A 17,070-nucleotide genomic window follows, 5' to 3' on the forward strand; every position below is an offset into this window, starting at 1 on the left:
CGTTATACTTTACATATAAAAGAACTACCGATAAAAAAGGTAGTTCTATATCAATGGACCTTAAAAGAATGGCTATACTAAGCTAAAGCCTATAGATCAATTTTCTCAACAATAGAGTGTAGGATGGCTAACTTCTTTTTTATTGAATAATCTCCTTTACTTGTGTCGATAGTGATTCGATCAATGAAATCTGCTAACCAAAAAATAAAGTCTTCTTCACTTTTATAGATGGGAATCAAGCTAATATCTAACTTGAAAGGTAACTCATCCTGAAGATTAAGCAATGTGCCTCCGAAATCAAAAAAATTATATAAAAACTTTAATTCTGTACCATTAATTGCTTTTTTGATTTCCATAATTAAATTATTTAGGTTTTTTAGATGATTATTGGTATGTTCTTTTTTTATATTTTTTGAAATTTTTTCTGCTAATAGTAAATATTTTGGCATTTCTATCTCCTTATTAATTTCTTATAAAATATGAGTATAAGATTAAAGTTATAAATTTAAGTTTTTAGTTTTTATTGAAGTGTTATTTATTTTTTAAATTTAATATAAATTTATGTAAATTGAAACCTTTTATAATTTAAAAATGTGATCTAATTTGAATTATATTCTGAGTAAATTAATAGGTTTTTTATTATTCATAAATAAGCCCAATACTTTTAAATTATTGGGCTTATTTTTTTAATATGCTTAAAATCACTTTCTTTAATCTTAAGTCATTTTATGGAAACTTTTCACTTTATGAATTTTCCCACATTTTCTACATTCTCTTATCTCATCATGAGAAATATCAAAATCATATTCCCAGATGTGCATGCAGAAAAACTGTCTAAAATTATGGAGCATAGACACCTCCTTTAAAAAACTAACAAACATGAAAGTTCTTTATAGATTCAGAATACATCTAGACTAAATTGTCTACAAGGAAGCAATTTAACTCTCTTTTAAAATTTCTATATCTCCTTAAATCATGAAGATAATAAAAAGCTAACATTGATTTCTGTATCTATTTTTATAGCGAACAAGTGAGTTATGTTCATAGTGAAAACTTATGTGAAGACATCAACATAACAAGGAATTTTGCTAATTCCAAAAAAAAACCCGCCCCAGAAGGCGGTCGCTGAATTTTGACAGCGATATAGAAGTGTGGTGGAAACACTTCTATTCTTTAAATTATTTTTCTTCGTTTATAATTTTCATGAAGGCCTCTGATTTAAAGTAATTAATGATAAGTTCCCCCTCATCATGTCTCTGTACTTCTACTGGCTGAGTATGACCACTATCAAATTCACAGTTAAATTTAAAGTCTGGTGGAATAAATTTTGAAATAGGAGGAAGATGAGTCTCACCACCTGTCGTCATTCTTTCTATAAATCCCGCTAACCATAAAATATATTCGTCTTTATTTTTATGGCTTGGCATTAGGCTAATATCAATCTTAACGGCGCATTCATCCAGTGGCTTTGTTAAACATTCTTCAAAGTCAATAAAGTTATATTTAAGCTTAAATTTTGTACCTTTAATCTCTTTACGGATTACGCCTATCAAGTTATTCAAATGTTCAGTCGGAGTATCAGAAAAAAGATTATTTTCTTCAATTTTTTTATATACCTTTTCAGCAATCATTAAATATTGTGGCATTTCCTATCTCCTTCCTTCTACCTTCCATTGTTTGGTAGGTTGCTTATGCAGCTTTTTAAGGAAGTATGATAGAAATCATGTGTTTTAATGTAGTAGTTAGTGACCATTGTAAGTAATGTGAACTTGTGAAATTAGAGCGCATATTAAAACACAACTTATAAAAATAAGGAGTAATATGTCACAGTTTTATAAGTGAAATTCATAAATTATCGAAATAATTTCTTGCAGTAAAATACAGCTCACACAATCAAAATGATTATTTAACACGCCGCTAGTAAAATTTTAATCTCTACTAATACATTGTTTTCATTATATTTTAATTTTATAGTTTTTTAGAGTACAACAAAATCATACAGTTATTGAGGTTTTTGACATATAAATTGAATATAAGAATGCTCTGATAGATCTAACTTGGATGCAAATTAAATGCTTACATGATCAATCAGCTATATGAGCAGTATAGTACTATGGCCTTAAGTGCTTGGGGTTTTACTGATTTACCTTCTTATACAGATACATACGATCCTAATGAGAAAGATATAGTGATAAAGACAAATAATTGGTTGAATGATGAGGCAGCAGAAGAAAAAACACGTCAGGGTCTTACCGCTTTTGTAGCCCTCGATGATGCATTTATGAGTATCGCTTCACGTATTTATTTAATTAGAAATGCCAAAGAAACCATAGATCTACAATATTACATTTGGACTAATGATTTTGTGGGTAATCTGATCTTGCATGAATTACTGAAGGCGGCAGATCGAGGCATAAAAGTCAGACTGTTAATTGATGATCAAAACGGTATAAAACTCGATGGCATATTAAGAAGCCTTTTACAGCATTCCAATTTTGAAATTAGGTTATTTAATCCTTATAAATTTAGATATTTAAGAATATTCGACTATATTTTTCGCTTCAAAAAAGTGAATCACCGTATGCATAACAAGCTCATAATTGCAGATGCTTCAATTGCAGTAACCGGTGGTAGGAATATCAGTAGTGAATATTTTGAAGCAAGCAGTAAGTTTCAATTTACAGATTTAGATATTTTGTTTTATGGAGATGCTGTACGGCATGCCCAAGCTGTATTTGCTGACTTTTGGGAAAGTACCTTAAGTGTAGACGCGACTAAAGTGATTGGTACTTGTGCTGAGCATCATTTAAAAGCACTAAGAGAGCATTACGAACAATTACACCATGAAAACCATAGTCTGACTGAAGATAAACTTTATGATGCTCAGTCTTATCTAAAAGAGCTTTTAGAGCACAACCCTATACAATGGTCTAAAGCACACTTTGTAGCAGACTCTCCCAAGAAAATTTTAGGTACCGCAGCTGAACATGAAATGCTGTATGGGCAAGTCATGTCTATTATGGGTAAACCCAAGCAGCACTTAGAATTAGCTTCTGCTTATTTTGTACCCACTCAACAAGGTACGTATTATTTGAAACAGCTGCGAGTTGAAGGAATTAAAGTTCGTGCTTTAACTAACTCTTTTGCTGCGAATGATGTTGCGATCGTACATGCTTTTTATAGTCAATACCGTGTAGAAATGCTTAAAAATGGTATTGAGCTTTATGAGTTTAAACCTGTTTTAGAACGGCGACGTAGAACTTGGTACGAAATCGTAACGGGTAGCGTTATACCGGCAAAAGGTAAAAATAAATCAAGTTTGCATGCGAAATTTTTTGATGTAGATGGCAAAGTATTTATTGGTTCTTTTAATTTTGACCCTCGCTCTACTTATTTAAATACCGAAGTAGGTTTAGTCATTGAATCTAGCCAATTACAAACTCAGATTTCCGTTATGTTAGATCAACATTTACCTCAAGTGGCCTATCAGTTAAAACTAAATAGCCAAGGTGAAATTACTTGGCTAGATTACCAGTCGAATGGGCAAGTCATTGAATACGATAAAGACCCGGGAACCAGCCGTTTTCAACGAACAATGATTAAAGCTGTTTCTTACCTGCCTATTGAGTGGATGATGTAAGTTTGAATATTACAAGAAACCTATTTCATTAAAGAATTTTTGATAGGCTTCTGCTTTCTTCTCAAGCGCTAATGGATATGCTCTAGAAGATGACGGTAACCGATATAAATGAATATTGCGGTCGGCAAAATAAGTTGTTGTCGATGTTCCAATTAAAGGTTTTTCAGTGTTCTCAGGTAAAACTGAAATTAAGGTATCAGTTGCTTTGTCCCCTGTAGTCATAATAGTTTGGCATAAAGGGATTTTTTGAAGCAAAGCCGCCAAGTCTGTGGGTGTGACAATTTCCAGAAATTTGTCGGAAGCATTACCTTTGAGGCGTTTAATTTGATAAGCCGTATCGAAAATGGCAATACCTGTTTCAGTTAAGAAGTTTCGGATACGTTCTTCATTAAATGTTTTCTGATTTTCGCTTAAAAAATAGGTCTTGTTTTGGAAAAAGATTAAGCCAAAAATTCTCCACATGTCATTTTGAAAGTTTGGATAGTAAAAGTCCATTTTCCATTTATTACGAGGAGGTGGAAAACTCCCTAGCATTAATAAACGGGCATTTTCAGGTAAAAATGGTTGTAGTGGATGGGTTTCTATCTCAATTATCATAAAAAATCAGTATTTACTTCAAAAATTATAAGTAACTTAACGCATTTTCAGGTTAATCACGAGTCAAGAAATGCAAATTCACTTAATTAAATGCATTGAGGCGAAACCTTTTGTTGTTTCGCCTCAATCATTTCGTTTATATGCATGTTAGTAACCAAACTGTTTAGGAGTTTAAAATTTTAAAGACTTTACCTGTTCTTGGATGGGCAAAGGTGTTGTCTTGATCTAAATTGATAACTTTGTCTGAAATGACAATCTTCGAAAGTGGTAACCAGTTTTGCTCTACTTCGGTTGAAGCTAAATTTTTTTCCAACGCATTTTCAAAAATTTGCTCTACCACAATTTCCATACCACACATACTTTTTGCATTAACTTCTTTTAAAATATGACGTTTAGACATTTTAGTCTCCATTTTTTATTCTTAACGTTAAAGATAATAAAGGGAGTTTTGCTACAACATGTAAAATTTAGCATTTGAAGTGTTTTTTTTGTTTTAAACATATTTATTTAATAATTAAATGAATAGTGAAATAATTATTTAAAATAAAAGTTAATATTAGATGAACTTGTCAAAAAGCTTATTATTTTAAATAAATCTAATTTATAGAAAATAATATTTAAAGGGGCCACGTATGAACCCCTTTATTTACTTTTAAACTTGTACAGCATTATCTAGAGAACTATCATCTTTGTTTTTATTATTATCTTTACTAATCAATGAGTCAGTATCGCTATCGGCACTAAAGCTCTTACTATTTTTTTGCTTCTTCTTGTATACGCACATGCCAATGGCAATACCTGTTCCTAGTACTAAAATTGATTTTAACATTTTGCACCTCTTCAGTTGACGGAGAAACTTTTGAGAAATCAACTTAAATTAATAGCACATTAATTGTTATTTAAGGGCTTTGATTTGAGTCGCTTTTGTAAGGTATTTAATTTTTATGTTAATTGAAGAGTATAGTAGTTTCAAAAATAAATTTTGATACAAAGCAAAAAGCCTATTCTAAAAATGGAATAGGCTTTTTACTGTATTTCAGGATTAAGCAGTATTATTAATTGCTTTAAGCAATCTTATTTATCTTTAAATACAGTTCCAATGTATTTAATGCTGAACTTTTAGTCAAGATGGGAAAGGGACCATTTGCAATTAATTGGTCATTCTTGTGATGAAATTCTCATTTTTAAAATAAGCAATAAAAAACGACCATTTCTACTTCTCAAAAAGAAATGGGCGCATGTGAAAACCACTAAAGACCTGAAATACCAAATGTTCTTACATTCAGTAATATTGATTCTAATTAATTTACCGAATGGTTGACAATTAAACCATTTGTACTTTTTTTAGTCATTTCGGCCAATAAAAAATGCAAAATAATTCGCTATTTTCAATATGTTTAGCAATAAATTATTTAATTAGAATGCGATTGAGTACAGTTAACCAGTTTGAAAAACAAATTTTTTCTATAGTTTCATTTGAATAATGTCGCTTTTGCATTGCTTCAATAAGTAAGTGTAGTCCCCTTACATCTTCAATTTCATCGCTAATAAGTGCTCCATCAAAGTCGGAACCAAAACCGACATAATCTTCTCCCATTTGATCTATTAAATATTCAAGATGCTCTAAAAGTACATCAATAGATGTGTTGGCATCGCGCTGCCCGTCTTTACGTAAAAATGCAACGTCAAAATTTACCCCGACTATGCCTTTAGAGTCCCTGATCGCCCTAAGTTGGTCATCTGTTAGATTTCTAGCTTGTGGACATAAGGCATGTACATTCGAATGGGTCGCGACTATGGGCTGTTGAAGAATGTTAGCGGTATCCCAAAAAGCTCGTTCATTCATATGGGAAACATCAATCACCATTTTTTTATCAGCACAGCGTTTTATAAATGCTTTCCCCTCGTGTGTAAGGCCGGCTCCCGTATCGGGTGAATGGGGAAACTTAGCATTTAAACCATGTCCAAAGCGACTGGGTCTATTCCAAAGCGGTCCAATGCTACGAAGCCCTGCATCATAAAATACATCAAGTAAATCTGGATTGAATTGTAGTGCTTCGGCGCCTTCCATATGCAATACAATGGCTAACTTTTGTTTTGCTAAACAGTGCTGAATATGCTGAACAGTTGTGCAAATTTGAATATCGTTAGAATACTCGGCAAGTTGTTTTGCTAAATCGAGTTGTGCCAGACAAATTTGCTCAATTTGCTGTTGGGTAAAGTCAGACGCGTTTTGGTCAAATAGTTTGTTGGCATGATGCTGCTTAACATAATGAAAAGGCGGCAAGAAAATAGCAAACATCCCACCGACAAAACCCGCTTTTTGACAGCGTTTTAAATCGAGATGCCCTGCTAAACGTTCCTGAATAAAAGCCTGAGCAGGATTGCTATGATCACTTAACCACAAACGGGTTAATACATCGTTATGGCCATCAAAAACAGGAAATGTGCCATGATTCATATCGGTTTTCTCACAGCTAATCATCTACAATATTTTGAACAGGAATGTTTTGTTGAACCGTAAATTGCTTTGAATTTCGGCTATTACGGAACACCAATTTTTCCAGTGAAGAATCAATTTTGCTCTCGGCACGTGCCTGTTCAATCAGCTGATGATATGGCGATTTACCACAAACAGGGTCTGCATTGCTTGCATCGCCTGTTAACATATAGGCTTGGCAACGACAGCCACCAAAGTCGCGGTCTTTATCTGGGCAACTACGGCAACCTTCTGGCATCCATGCATCGCCACGGAAGTGATTAAAACCGGTAGATTTATACCAAATTTTTGATAGGCTTTGTTCACGAACATTTGGGAAAGAAATAGGCAATTGTCTTGCTGCGTGACATGGCAAGGCCATACCATCTGGAGCAACTGTAAAGAAAATTTTTCCCCAACCATTCATACAGGCTTTTGGCCGTTCTTCGTAATAATCAGGTACCACAAAAATAAGTTTGCAAGGATGGTTCTGCGCTTTTAACTTGTCGCGATATTCATTGGTAATACGTTCAGCACGTATGAGTTGTTCTTGTGTCGGTAATAAACCTTGACGGTTTAAAAATGCCCAACCATAAAACTGACAAATTGCTAGCTCGACTGTATCGGCATTGAGTTCAAGGCAAAGCTCGATAATTTTATCAATTTGGTCAATGTTATGCCGATGGATCACAAAATTAAGGACCATCGGATAATCATATTTCTTAACAAGTCGGCACATTTCATACTTTTGTTCAAAAGCATGTTTTGATCCTGCCAAAGCATCATTAACAACTGGGTCACTTGCTTGAAAGCTAATTTGAATATGGTCTAGGCCAGCTTGTTTTAAATGGGAAATACGCTGTTCAGTAAGGCCCATGCCTGAGGTAATGAGATTGGTATAAAATCCGAGTTGGTGTGCGTGTGCCACAAGCTGTTCCAGATCTTGACGTACTAAAGGTTCACCACCTGAAAACCCTAGCTGTACAGCACCCATTTGCCGAGCTTGATCGAAAACGTCAAACCACTCTTGAGTAGTCAGTTCATTTTTGTGCTGTGCGTAGTCTAAAGGGTTCGAGCAATATGGACATTGTAGCGGGCAACGATATGTTAGCTCCGCTAGTAGCCATAGGGGTAAACCAACACCATTGGTCATATAAAATCAATCCAGTGCTGTTGCTGGGCAACTAACATGTAATCAATAACATCGTTGTCAATTTCGGCTATATCGCCAAATTGTTCCTTGAGCTGGGCAATAATGGCAGAGACATTATTTTTCCCATCAATATACTGTCCAATAGCCCCTGCACTTTCATTTAATTTAATCATGCCTTCAGGATATAAAATGACAAAGCTATTTTGAGCAGGCTCAAATTGAAAGCGATAACCTTGTCGCCATGTAGGCACAAGATTTACATCAAATTGTTCTTTATTCATTTAAATAGTCCTTTGTGCCATACCCGTTCTTGAGTCACGCTATGATATGGTGCTTCATTGTGTACGTATGCCAGTGTTAAGGCATCTAAAATGCTCCATAAAATATCCAGTTTAAACTGCAATATTTCCAGCATTCTTTGTTGTTGCTCATGAGTGGTAAATGAATCAAGCGTAATTGTTAAACCATGTTCAACATCACGGCGTGCTTGACTTAAACGAGAACGAAAATACTCGTAGCCCTTGTCATCAATCCAAGGGTAATGTTGTGGCCATGATTCAAGGCGAGATTGATGAATCTGTGGGGCAAAAAGTTCAGTTAAAGAGCTGCTTGCTGCCTCACGCCATGATGCACGGCGTGCAAAATTTACATAGGCATCTACAGCAAAGCGAACACCCGGTAAAACCAATTCTTCGGAAATCACTTGCTCACGACTCAAGCCTACAGCTTCTGCTAACCGTAACCATGCTTCTCGTCCACCGCCGTCAGGATATTCGCCATCTTGGTCAATCATGCGTTGAATCCATTCCTGACGTACACGTTGGTCTGGACAATTTGCCATGATTGCGGCATCTTTGAGTGGAATATTGATTTGATAATAATAGCGATTTGCAACCCAAGCCTGAATTTGTTGTTGAGTGGCTTTTCCTTCATACATCATCACATGAAATGGATGATAGATATGATAATACTGACCTTTATCAATAATGGCTTGTTTAAATTGTTCGGTTGTTAAAGCTTCAGGGGTTTGAGTCATGTTTCACCTTAGAGTTCGATCTGCATGCCATCATAGGCAACTTCTACACCATGTGCTTTTAGTTCAGCAAATTGAGCAGAGTCTTCATTTAAAATTGGATTGGTATTGTTAATATGAATCAGCACTTTTTTGGGTGTATTGAGTTGGTTCAAATAAGACAGTGAACCGCCTTCCCCACTAATATATAAATGCCCCATTTCACGGCCAGTTTTTTTACCTACACCCGTTTGCTGCATTTCATCATCGGTCCAGAGTGTGCCATCAATCATGACGCAGTCAGAATTTTGCATAATCTGCATGATTTGATCATCAATCTTTCCAAGCCCTGGTGCATAAAACAACTGTTTTTGTGTTTTACGATCTTTGATGATTAAGGCAATATTGTCGCCCTCATGCGGGTCATGGCGATGTGGTGAATATGGCGGTGCCGCGCTTTGAATAATTAAAGGTAAAAATTCTAAATTTTCAAAACCATTAATTTTAAAAGCTTGTTTAGGATTAATTTCATTGTATTGAAGACCGCCATTCCAGTGCTTCAACATATTAAAGACTGGAAAACCTGTGGTCAGGTCTTGATAGACCATTTCTGTACACCACACATTCATTGGGCAGCCTTCACGTAAAGTTAACAGTCCAGTGGTATGGTCAAGTTGGCTATCCATCAAAATAACGTTGGTAATGCCCGTGTCACGTAATTTACGTGCAGGTTGAGCTGCTTTAAAGTCAAATAATTGTTGACGGATATCTGGTGATGCGTTTAATAAAATCCAGTCTACGCCGTTTTCTGAAACCGCAATTGAAGATTGAGTTCGTACTTTGGCATTAATTTTACCTGTACGAATACCATGACAATTAGGACAATTACAGTTCCACTGAGGGAAGCCGCCTCCAGCCGCTGAACCTAAAATATAAATATACATAAAATTAATATCTTATTAGAAAGACATAAGCCCTAGAACAAAACTAGGGCTTATGTCAGATTTGAATAGAAATAATTAACGTGCTTCAAAGTACATTGTTACTTCAAAACCAATACGTAAATCAGTGAAAGCTGGTTTTGTCCATTGCATAAATTTTTCTCCAGTCAGGATTAATCTTGCGAAATGAATCACTTGATTAAATCTTATAAAGCAATTAAAAATTTATTCTAATTAAAAATGCCACGTTTGTAGATAAGGTTGATACAAGATATTGTTCGATAATTGTGTTTTTTGTCCAAATTTTAATAACTCCTTATCAATCAAAGGCGATTAAAAGGTCATAACAGACAAATATTCTGCTATGACCGAACTTTTACACGGCTAAGTTCATTAAGTATTGCTGTGCAATATAAAGATCTTGCTCTGGTTTAGGCTGGCATTGCACCCAAGTTCCATCAGCTTGTAGTTCCCACGCTTGACGATTATCTTTTAGGTAATTGTTTAGACCATCTTCAATAACTTGTTTCTTTAATTTTTTACTTTCGATTGGAAAACACGTTTCGATACGAGAGAACAAATTTCGTTCCATCCAGTCTGCACTAGCGCAAAATACTTTTGTATCGCCATCATTATAAAAATAGTAAACCCGTGTATGTTCTAAATAACGCCCAACAATTGAACGTACCCGAATATTATCGGACAGCCCTGCAACTTGTGGTCTTAAACAGCAAATTGAACGAATAATTAAATCAATTTGTACACACGCTTGAGAAGCTTTATAAAGCGCACTGATGAGCTGTGGTTCAGTAAGTGCATTCACTTTAATAATGATATGTGCTTTCTTGCCAGCCAGACTGTTTTTAATTTCCTGTTCAATAAGCTCTAGTAATTGTGAATGCAAGGTAAAAGGTGCATGAAAAAGTTTCTTAAGCTTTGCCATTTTGCCCATACCGGTCAGTTCTTGGAAAATCTTATGTACGTCTTCACAGATTTCAGCATCACTCGTAAGCAGGCCAAAATCGGTATAAATTTTGGCATTCACTGCATGATAGTTGCCTGTACCTAAGTGAACATATCTTTTAATTTTGTCTTGTTCACGGCGAACAACTAAAATCATTTTAGCGTGAGTTTTATAGCCAACAATGCCATAAACGACAACTGCGCCTGCTTCTTGCAATACGTTAGCTACTTCAATATTGGACTCTTCGTCAAAACGTGCTCTTAACTCAATAACAGCAGTAACCTCTTTTCCGTTACGCGCCGCTTCTGCAAGAAGTTGAACGATTTCCGAGTTGGCACCACTACGGTATAAGGTTTGTTTAATTGCCAAGACATTTGGGTCTTGAGCAGCTTCCCGAAGAAACTTAATGACGGGTGCAAAAGAATCAAATGGATGATGAAGTAAAACATCCCCTGTTTTTAACACATCAAAAATTGGCTTTTTGCTATAGAGAAGTTTTGGTAAAACCTGTTGATACGGTTTATAGCGTAACTCTGGCAAATCAAAGTTGGAAATAAAACGGGCTAAATTGACAGGACCATCGACGTAATAAAGATGTTCTGCATCTAAATCAAATTGCTCTAATAAATAGTTCGCAATTTCTTCAGGACATTTTTTTGCTACTTCCAAACGAACTGCTTGACCAAAACGGCGTGAAGATAATTCACCTTTTAAAGCTGCCGCCAAGTCTTCTACATCTTCAGAAACGGTTAAATCAGCATTTCGGGTCACACGAAATTGATGACAGCCTGTCGCTTTCATGCCCGGAAATAAATCCGAAATATGCTGGTGAATAATGGCAGAGAGCAGAATGTAATGTTCTGCACCACCGGAAATATGCTCCGGAATTTTAACAAGTCTTGGTAAAGAACGCGGTGCCGGCACAATAGCTAAATCAATCTGACGTCCGAAAGCATCTTTGCCTTCCAAAGTCACAATGAAGTTAAGACTTTTATTAACTAACCGTGGAAATGGATGTGCAGGATCAAGACTAATGGGTGTAACTACAGGTTGTACTTCTTTAAAAAAGTACTCTTTAATCCATTCTTTATGTTTTTCTAATATATCGCCGTGCTGAATAAAGTGGACGCCATAGCCTTGCAACTGTGGCAACAACGTATAATTTAAAATCTTATATTGCTCTTCAACGGCTTCATGAGCATTTTTCGAAATTTGCTTTAATACTTCTGGTAATGGCAGACCTTCTGGTCCAGTCGCTTGTGTCATTAGACTAATTTTCTGGATTAAACTTGCCACACGAATTTCAAAAAATTCATCCAGATTACGTGAAAAAATAATTAAAAAATTTAAACGTTCAAGTAATGGGTGTTCAATATCTTTGGCCTGAGCGAGCACACGCTTATGAAACTCTAATAAAGAGAGTTCTCTATTGATATATGTCTCTAAATTATGCTGGTTTGAGCTAGATAATGTAGGTAATGATGTCATTCTTGACTCTTATAATGGATAAAAAGTGAACATGAATAAAAAAGATTAATTTAAAAATATATAACCGATTTTATTCACTGAACATTTTGTAACTGTTTTATTGCAAATTCATGAATTTTTTATGAAAAACTTAAAAATTAAGATGTATTTATGTGTCTTAAGTATTTCCTTTTATTAGTTTATCTCTAATATTATCTTAGCATTAATTTTTTAAAGATCATCTGATTTTGATTAAGATTTAGTTTTCATCAAATATTCACACAGTATGCGTATTTTTTATGCATCTTAATTCACCAATTGATAAAAAATGACAACTTTAAATATATTATTTAAGACAACATCTTTATGTCTGGCGATGGCTTTATTAGCCGGTTGTAATGATAACAATGACAGTGATTCAAATACATCTGCGCCCCGAAGTAACCAGATTGTCGATATTTTAGCTTTTAATGACTTTCACGGAAATCTAGAGCCACCTAAACGCTACGTTGATGCCGCTAACCCTAATGACGCGTCTCAAACAGTTCGTATTCCAGTTGGTGGTGTGAGTTACCTTGCAGACGCAATTAAAAAACTTAGAGCTCAAAATCCAAATAATGCTGTTGTTTCAGCGGGTGATTTAATTAGTGCTTCCCCACTCACTTCTTCATTATTTTTAGATGAGCCAACCATTGACGTCATGAATGATATTCAAATTGACTTTAATGCAGTCGGTAACCATGAGTTTGACCGAGGTACAGATGAGTTACGCCGTTTGCAAAATGGTGGATGTCAACAATATACAAGTACAGCACCCTGCCAAATTAATAAAAACTTTAGTGGGGCGAAATTTAATTTCCTTGCAGCTAACGTCGCAATGAAAAACGATGCAAGTAAAACTATTTTTCCAGCTTATAAAGTCAAAATGTATGGTGGAATTCCAGTAGCATTTATTGGTTTAACGCTTAAAGCGACTCCAAGTATTGTTTCTGCAGCCGGCATTAAAGATGTTGAATTTCGTGATGAAGCGGATACAGTTAATGCGCTAATTCCTGAACTACAAAAACAAGGAATTCAGGCAATTGTTGTGGTTGTTCACGAAGGTGCTGCACCAAGTACTAAACTTAATGAAAAAACTTGTGATGGCTTAAGTGGACCTATTTTAGGTATTTTAGATCGCTTAAATCCGGCAGTTGATATTGTTGTTTCAGGGCATACGCATCAATCTTATATTTGTGACTATGCAACTAAAAATCCAGCTAAGCCATTCTTACTGACTTCAGCTGGCCAATATGGCACGCTGATTACCGATATTAAGATTGAGCTAGACGGTAAAACTGGCGATATCATTAAAAAAGATGCTAAACAAATTCCGATTCAAAGTGAGGCCTATACTTCAGGCACAACGACCGTAAGCCTTACAGATCTTTATCAAAAATTTAGTAAGACACCAAGTATTGAAGCGATTTTAGATAAATACCGTCAGGCGGTAACAACCATTTCTGGACGCGTAGTTGGAACTTCTACTGCTGTTGTGAGCCGTACTCAAGTCGAAAGTGGTGAAAGTCCGTTAGGCGATATGATTGCCGATGCACAACAAGCCTCTGCTCTTAAAGCAAGCGACCAAGGTTCAGACTTTACACTCATGAACCCAGGTGGTGTACGTGCCGACCTCTTAATTAATAACAATAACCAAATTACTTTTGGTGATATTTTTGCGGTTCAGCCTTTTGGTAACTCTATTGTGACATTGAGTTTAACTGGTAAACAAATTCGAGATGTGCTTGAGCAACAATGGTCTGGTGGAAATGCTAGCTCTCCTAAAATTTTACAGCCGTCTAAAGAGTTAAGTTATCAATATTCAGCAAACACAACCGTTTCACCACGAGCAAGCAATATTATGGTTGCTGGTTCCCCATTGGTTGATACGAAGGTGTACCGTGTAACGGTAAATAGTTTCTTAGCAGATGGTGGTGACAATTTCACTGTATTAAAAGATGGCCAGAACCGTGTTGGCGGCGGTCAAGATATTGATGCTTTTGAGAGCTATGTTGCTAAAAATTCACCACTCATTATTCCGTCTACAACTCGAATTAAAGTCATCAAATAATTTCATTTAATGACGTATAAAGGACAGTACGAAGCTGTCCTTTATTTTTATATGAAAATTTAAACGAAATTTTTATTCAGTATAGAGGTTAAGTTCTACACTGCTGATGTCTGTTCCAGTATTTGCAAAAATAATATCCATAACTTCGTATAATAGTTCATTCACTTTTTCATGCTCAAAGCTTGAAGTTTCAGCAGTTTTTAGAGAAATCAGGTTACAGCTCATTTTATCTTTTCTGAGTTTATAAATACTTTTACTTTTTCCCAAGAACACTCTTTTAACAAGTTTTCGATTTTCAAACTCAGATAAAATTCGGTAAATGGTCCCTAGCGTAATTTTATATTCATTTTTAATTTGTGCATAAATACTATCTGCACTTAAGCCGTGTGGATTCTGATTTAAAATTTCAAAAACCTGTATTCTCGATTTTTTTATCGGTAGTCCATTTAATAATGATTTTGATATTGTCGTCATGTTAATTAACCTGAATGTTTAGAAATATAGGAATTTTTAAAAATTATTTTGTTTATGTTTACTTGAAATCATGGGTGTTTTACTAAAAATCTCAAAGCCTACTCCTCTATGAATAAGCTTTGAGACTAGATTTAGCTTAGAAACTATAAGTCGCTTTTAAGAAGTAATTGCGGCCATAAAGTTTGGTATTAAAGGTTTTGTTTTTATCCTCCAAATCAACATCGGTCAGGTTTTTTACACCGTAGTCCAGTGTTAAACGTGGCGTAATAGGAGAAGTAAATGTCACGTCATAGGTGGTATAAGCTGGCAACTCTTTAGTTGCAGAGTACATTTGTTTGCCTACATAACTCACACCTGCATTTATACGAAAGTCTTGAACTGGTGCCCAGGAAATAGAGCCATTGGCAAGCCATTCTGGACGTTCGGTTAAGTCTTTACCTGTGGTTTTATTTTTTGCGTCGAGATAAGTTGCGTTTGCCTTAACACCTAAATTGTCAGTGAAATCATATCCACCTGTAAGCTCAACACCTTTGAGTTCTGCGCGGCTCACATTGGTCCAGATTTTTCTAAAATCACCTACTAAACGCGGGTCACCATCACTCAAGGTAATTGCTTCAATCAAGTTCTTCACATCGTTTTGGAAAACTGTAACGCCAGCATTCCAGTTTGGACGGGTCACAATTAAAGATGCTTCATAGTTTGTACTTTCTTCGGGTGCTAAATTTGGATTACCTCGAATATGACAGCTACCACCACATGAAATCATCGAGTAGTTAATGTCTAACTGAGCAGGAGCTGGAACTTTATAAGCTTGTCCCACGCCACCTTTAAGTATGACTCCTTCAGCGAGTTGATATGCTAAATAGGCTTTACCTGTGGTTTTACCATCAAAGTCATCAAAATCGTCGTAACGACCACCTAATGTTAAGGTAAGTGCGTCATTAATATGGGTATCGTTTTGAACAAATATACCGTAGCTCTTTTGCTGATTCTTTCCAGTGCCGATATAACTTACGACATCTGTAATTTTCTGATCTTTATAATCAAAACCACTGGTCGTATTATTCATGAGCCAGTCAAAGTTGGCAAAAGCACGGCCAATTAAATTTTCTTGTTTATAGTGACGGCTTTGAGGCGCATCGTATTCACTGTCATAGTCATAAATTTTGGCGGTTTCTTTACCGATATAAGCTTCTGTTTTACCCCAAGCCCATTTACCACGGTGAGCAATCCCCACATTGGTACGTTTCATTTCTGATTCTTGAATGGAGGTAGCTGCATCTTGAGTTAGCGGGCGTTTATCGTTGTTATAGCCCAAATCTATATCTAAGGTTTGCTGGTCATTAATATTCCAGCTTAAAGTACCATTTACGTTTTTGGTGTCTTTTTCTACAAAATATGCACCATCTGGATCTGGCTGGCCCTTTCTATACCATGCATCGCGGCTATAAGCATCACCTGCCAGAGTGAAACTTAAATTATCGGTTAAACCACCGTATAGGTTAAACCCGTAACGGTACTGGTTTTTACCATCACCACGGTCTGCTCGGTTATATTGACCAAAAATAGAACCGTGTAATTGTCCATCTTCTGCTTTTTTTGTAATGATGTTAATGACACCGCCCATCGCATCTGCACCATAGAGAGATGACATTGGCCCACGAATCACCTCAACACGCTCAATACTATTTAAAGGAATCGCACTCCAGTCAAAGTCATTGCCTCGCCACATGGCGCCATTAGATGACATGCGTTTACCGTTTAAAAGAATTAAGGTGTAGTTCCCTGAGGTATTCAGCATTCCCCGTATAACGATTTTATCTTGACCACTGTTATAGTTATAAACCCCAGCTTGTTTTTGTAAAACATCGGCAAGGCTGAGTGCCGCGCTACGTTCAATATCTTCACTTGTGATTACACTAATCGATGCAGGTGCTTTATCTACATCTTGTTCTTTTAAAGCAGCCGAAACCACAATAGTTTTAAGTTTTTGAACAGGTTCATTTGTGTCCTGTTGGTCAATATCGGTATTTGCTTGGACTGCAAATGGAAGCAGTGTTGAGAGGGCGACCACCAGCGCCTTTTTTGTTAACGTCATTTCTCGGTCCTTATATTTTATAACGATTACCATATGATAATTGTTATCATTTATGATGTGCCGAGCATGATAGCCCCATGACTTTTATTGTTCAAGATAAAACTAATTATTATTTATATAATGATAATCATTATT

16 protein-coding genes are annotated in these 17,070 nt (G+C 35.7%); 2 read left to right on the plus strand and 14 right to left on the minus strand.

The features are described 5' to 3' along the window. Positions 1-89: 89 nt before the first annotated feature. Both J678_RS09515 and J678_RS09520 read right to left on the minus strand, forming a co-directional pair. Positions 90-449 (minus strand): hypothetical protein, encoded by a 360-nt coding sequence (locus tag J678_RS09515; RefSeq protein WP_004887222.1) that lies wholly within the window; start codon positions 447-449, stop codon positions 90-92. A 729-nt stretch (positions 450-1,178) separates the two neighbouring features. Further along, positions 1,179-1,646: a hypothetical protein gene (locus tag J678_RS09520; RefSeq protein ID WP_016805599.1), complete on the minus strand. Its 468-nt coding sequence runs from the start codon at positions 1,644-1,646 to the stop codon at positions 1,179-1,181. Between the two features lie 434 nt (positions 1,647-2,080). Here J678_RS09520 and J678_RS09525 point away from each other — a divergent pair, with 434 nt between their 5' ends. Then, on the plus strand, positions 2,081-3,640 hold the full coding sequence (locus J678_RS09525; protein WP_002084057.1) for a phospholipase D family protein: 1,560 nt from the start codon (positions 2,081-2,083) through the stop codon (positions 3,638-3,640). 9 nt (positions 3,641-3,649) lie between these two features. Here the strand turns inward: J678_RS09525 and J678_RS09530 are convergent, their stop codons facing one another. The 10 genes from J678_RS09530 to ppk1 all read right to left on the minus strand — a co-directional run bounded on the left by J678_RS09530 (position 3,650) and on the right by ppk1 (position 12,274). After that, positions 3,650-4,237 (minus strand): uracil-DNA glycosylase family protein, encoded by a 588-nt coding sequence (locus J678_RS09530; protein ID WP_017392742.1) that lies wholly within the window; start codon positions 4,235-4,237, stop codon positions 3,650-3,652. A gap of 163 nt (positions 4,238-4,400) precedes the next feature. Further along, the gene (locus J678_RS09535) at positions 4,401-4,637 is read right to left on the minus strand and encodes a hypothetical protein (RefSeq protein ID WP_000044007.1); all 237 of its coding nucleotides are present in this window, start codon (positions 4,635-4,637) and stop codon (positions 4,401-4,403) included. A gap of 252 nt (positions 4,638-4,889) precedes the next feature. After that, positions 4,890-5,066: a hypothetical protein gene (locus J678_RS22960; protein ID WP_004708777.1), complete on the minus strand. Its 177-nt coding sequence runs from the start codon at positions 5,064-5,066 to the stop codon at positions 4,890-4,892. 579 nt (positions 5,067-5,645) lie between these two features. After that, positions 5,646-6,698: a dipeptidase gene (locus tag J678_RS09545; protein WP_025466090.1), complete on the minus strand. Its 1,053-nt coding sequence runs from the start codon at positions 6,696-6,698 to the stop codon at positions 5,646-5,648. A 16-nt stretch (positions 6,699-6,714) separates the two neighbouring features. After that, complete coding sequence (pqqE, locus tag J678_RS09550) at positions 6,715-7,869, minus strand: pyrroloquinoline quinone biosynthesis protein PqqE (protein WP_004708780.1); 1,155 nt, start codon at positions 7,867-7,869, stop codon at positions 6,715-6,717. Next, positions 7,866-8,150 (minus strand): pyrroloquinoline quinone biosynthesis peptide chaperone PqqD, encoded by a 285-nt coding sequence (pqqD, locus tag J678_RS09555; RefSeq protein ID WP_017392744.1) that lies wholly within the window; start codon positions 8,148-8,150, stop codon positions 7,866-7,868. The genes pqqE and pqqD overlap by 4 nt, the downstream gene beginning before the upstream one ends. Next, the gene (gene pqqC / locus J678_RS09560; RefSeq protein ID WP_000195110.1) at positions 8,147-8,905 is read right to left on the minus strand and encodes a pyrroloquinoline-quinone synthase PqqC; all 759 of its coding nucleotides are present in this window, start codon (positions 8,903-8,905) and stop codon (positions 8,147-8,149) included. The genes pqqD and pqqC overlap by 4 nt, the downstream gene beginning before the upstream one ends. 8 nt (positions 8,906-8,913) lie before the next feature. Further along, positions 8,914-9,825 (minus strand): pyrroloquinoline quinone biosynthesis protein PqqB, encoded by a 912-nt coding sequence (pqqB, locus tag J678_RS09565; RefSeq protein ID WP_017392745.1) that lies wholly within the window; start codon positions 9,823-9,825, stop codon positions 8,914-8,916. Positions 9,826-9,900: 75 nt separating this feature from the next. Beyond that, a complete protein-coding gene (gene pqqA, locus J678_RS0104045; RefSeq protein ID WP_001982218.1) occupies positions 9,901-9,975 on the minus strand; it encodes a pyrroloquinoline quinone precursor peptide PqqA in 75 nt (24 codons plus the stop codon). Between the two features lie 223 nt (positions 9,976-10,198). Next, positions 10,199-12,274 (minus strand): polyphosphate kinase 1, encoded by a 2,076-nt coding sequence (gene ppk1 / locus J678_RS09570; RefSeq protein ID WP_017392746.1) that lies wholly within the window; start codon positions 12,272-12,274, stop codon positions 10,199-10,201. Positions 12,275-12,581: 307 nt separating this feature from the next. Between ppk1 and J678_RS09575 the strand changes: the two genes are divergently transcribed. Further along, a complete protein-coding gene (locus J678_RS09575) occupies positions 12,582-14,363 on the plus strand; it encodes a bifunctional metallophosphatase/5'-nucleotidase (RefSeq protein ID WP_017392747.1) in 1,782 nt (593 codons plus the stop codon). Between the two features lie 72 nt (positions 14,364-14,435). On the opposite strand, the gene J678_RS09580 is transcribed toward J678_RS09575, so the two are convergent. Both J678_RS09580 and J678_RS09585 read right to left on the minus strand, forming a co-directional pair. After that, entirely contained in the window at positions 14,436-14,837 is a 402-nt protein-coding gene (locus J678_RS09580; RefSeq protein ID WP_017392748.1) for a transcriptional repressor, read from the minus strand. A gap of 136 nt (positions 14,838-14,973) precedes the next feature. Next, entirely contained in the window at positions 14,974-16,935 is a 1,962-nt protein-coding gene (locus J678_RS09585) for a TonB-dependent receptor plug domain-containing protein (protein WP_017392749.1), read from the minus strand. Positions 16,936-17,070 lie beyond the last annotated feature (135 nt).

It is taken from the genome of Acinetobacter sp. 1424608 (genome assembly GCF_000588255.1).
Taxonomy (GTDB): Bacteria; Pseudomonadota; Gammaproteobacteria; order Pseudomonadales; family Moraxellaceae; genus Acinetobacter; species Acinetobacter nosocomialis.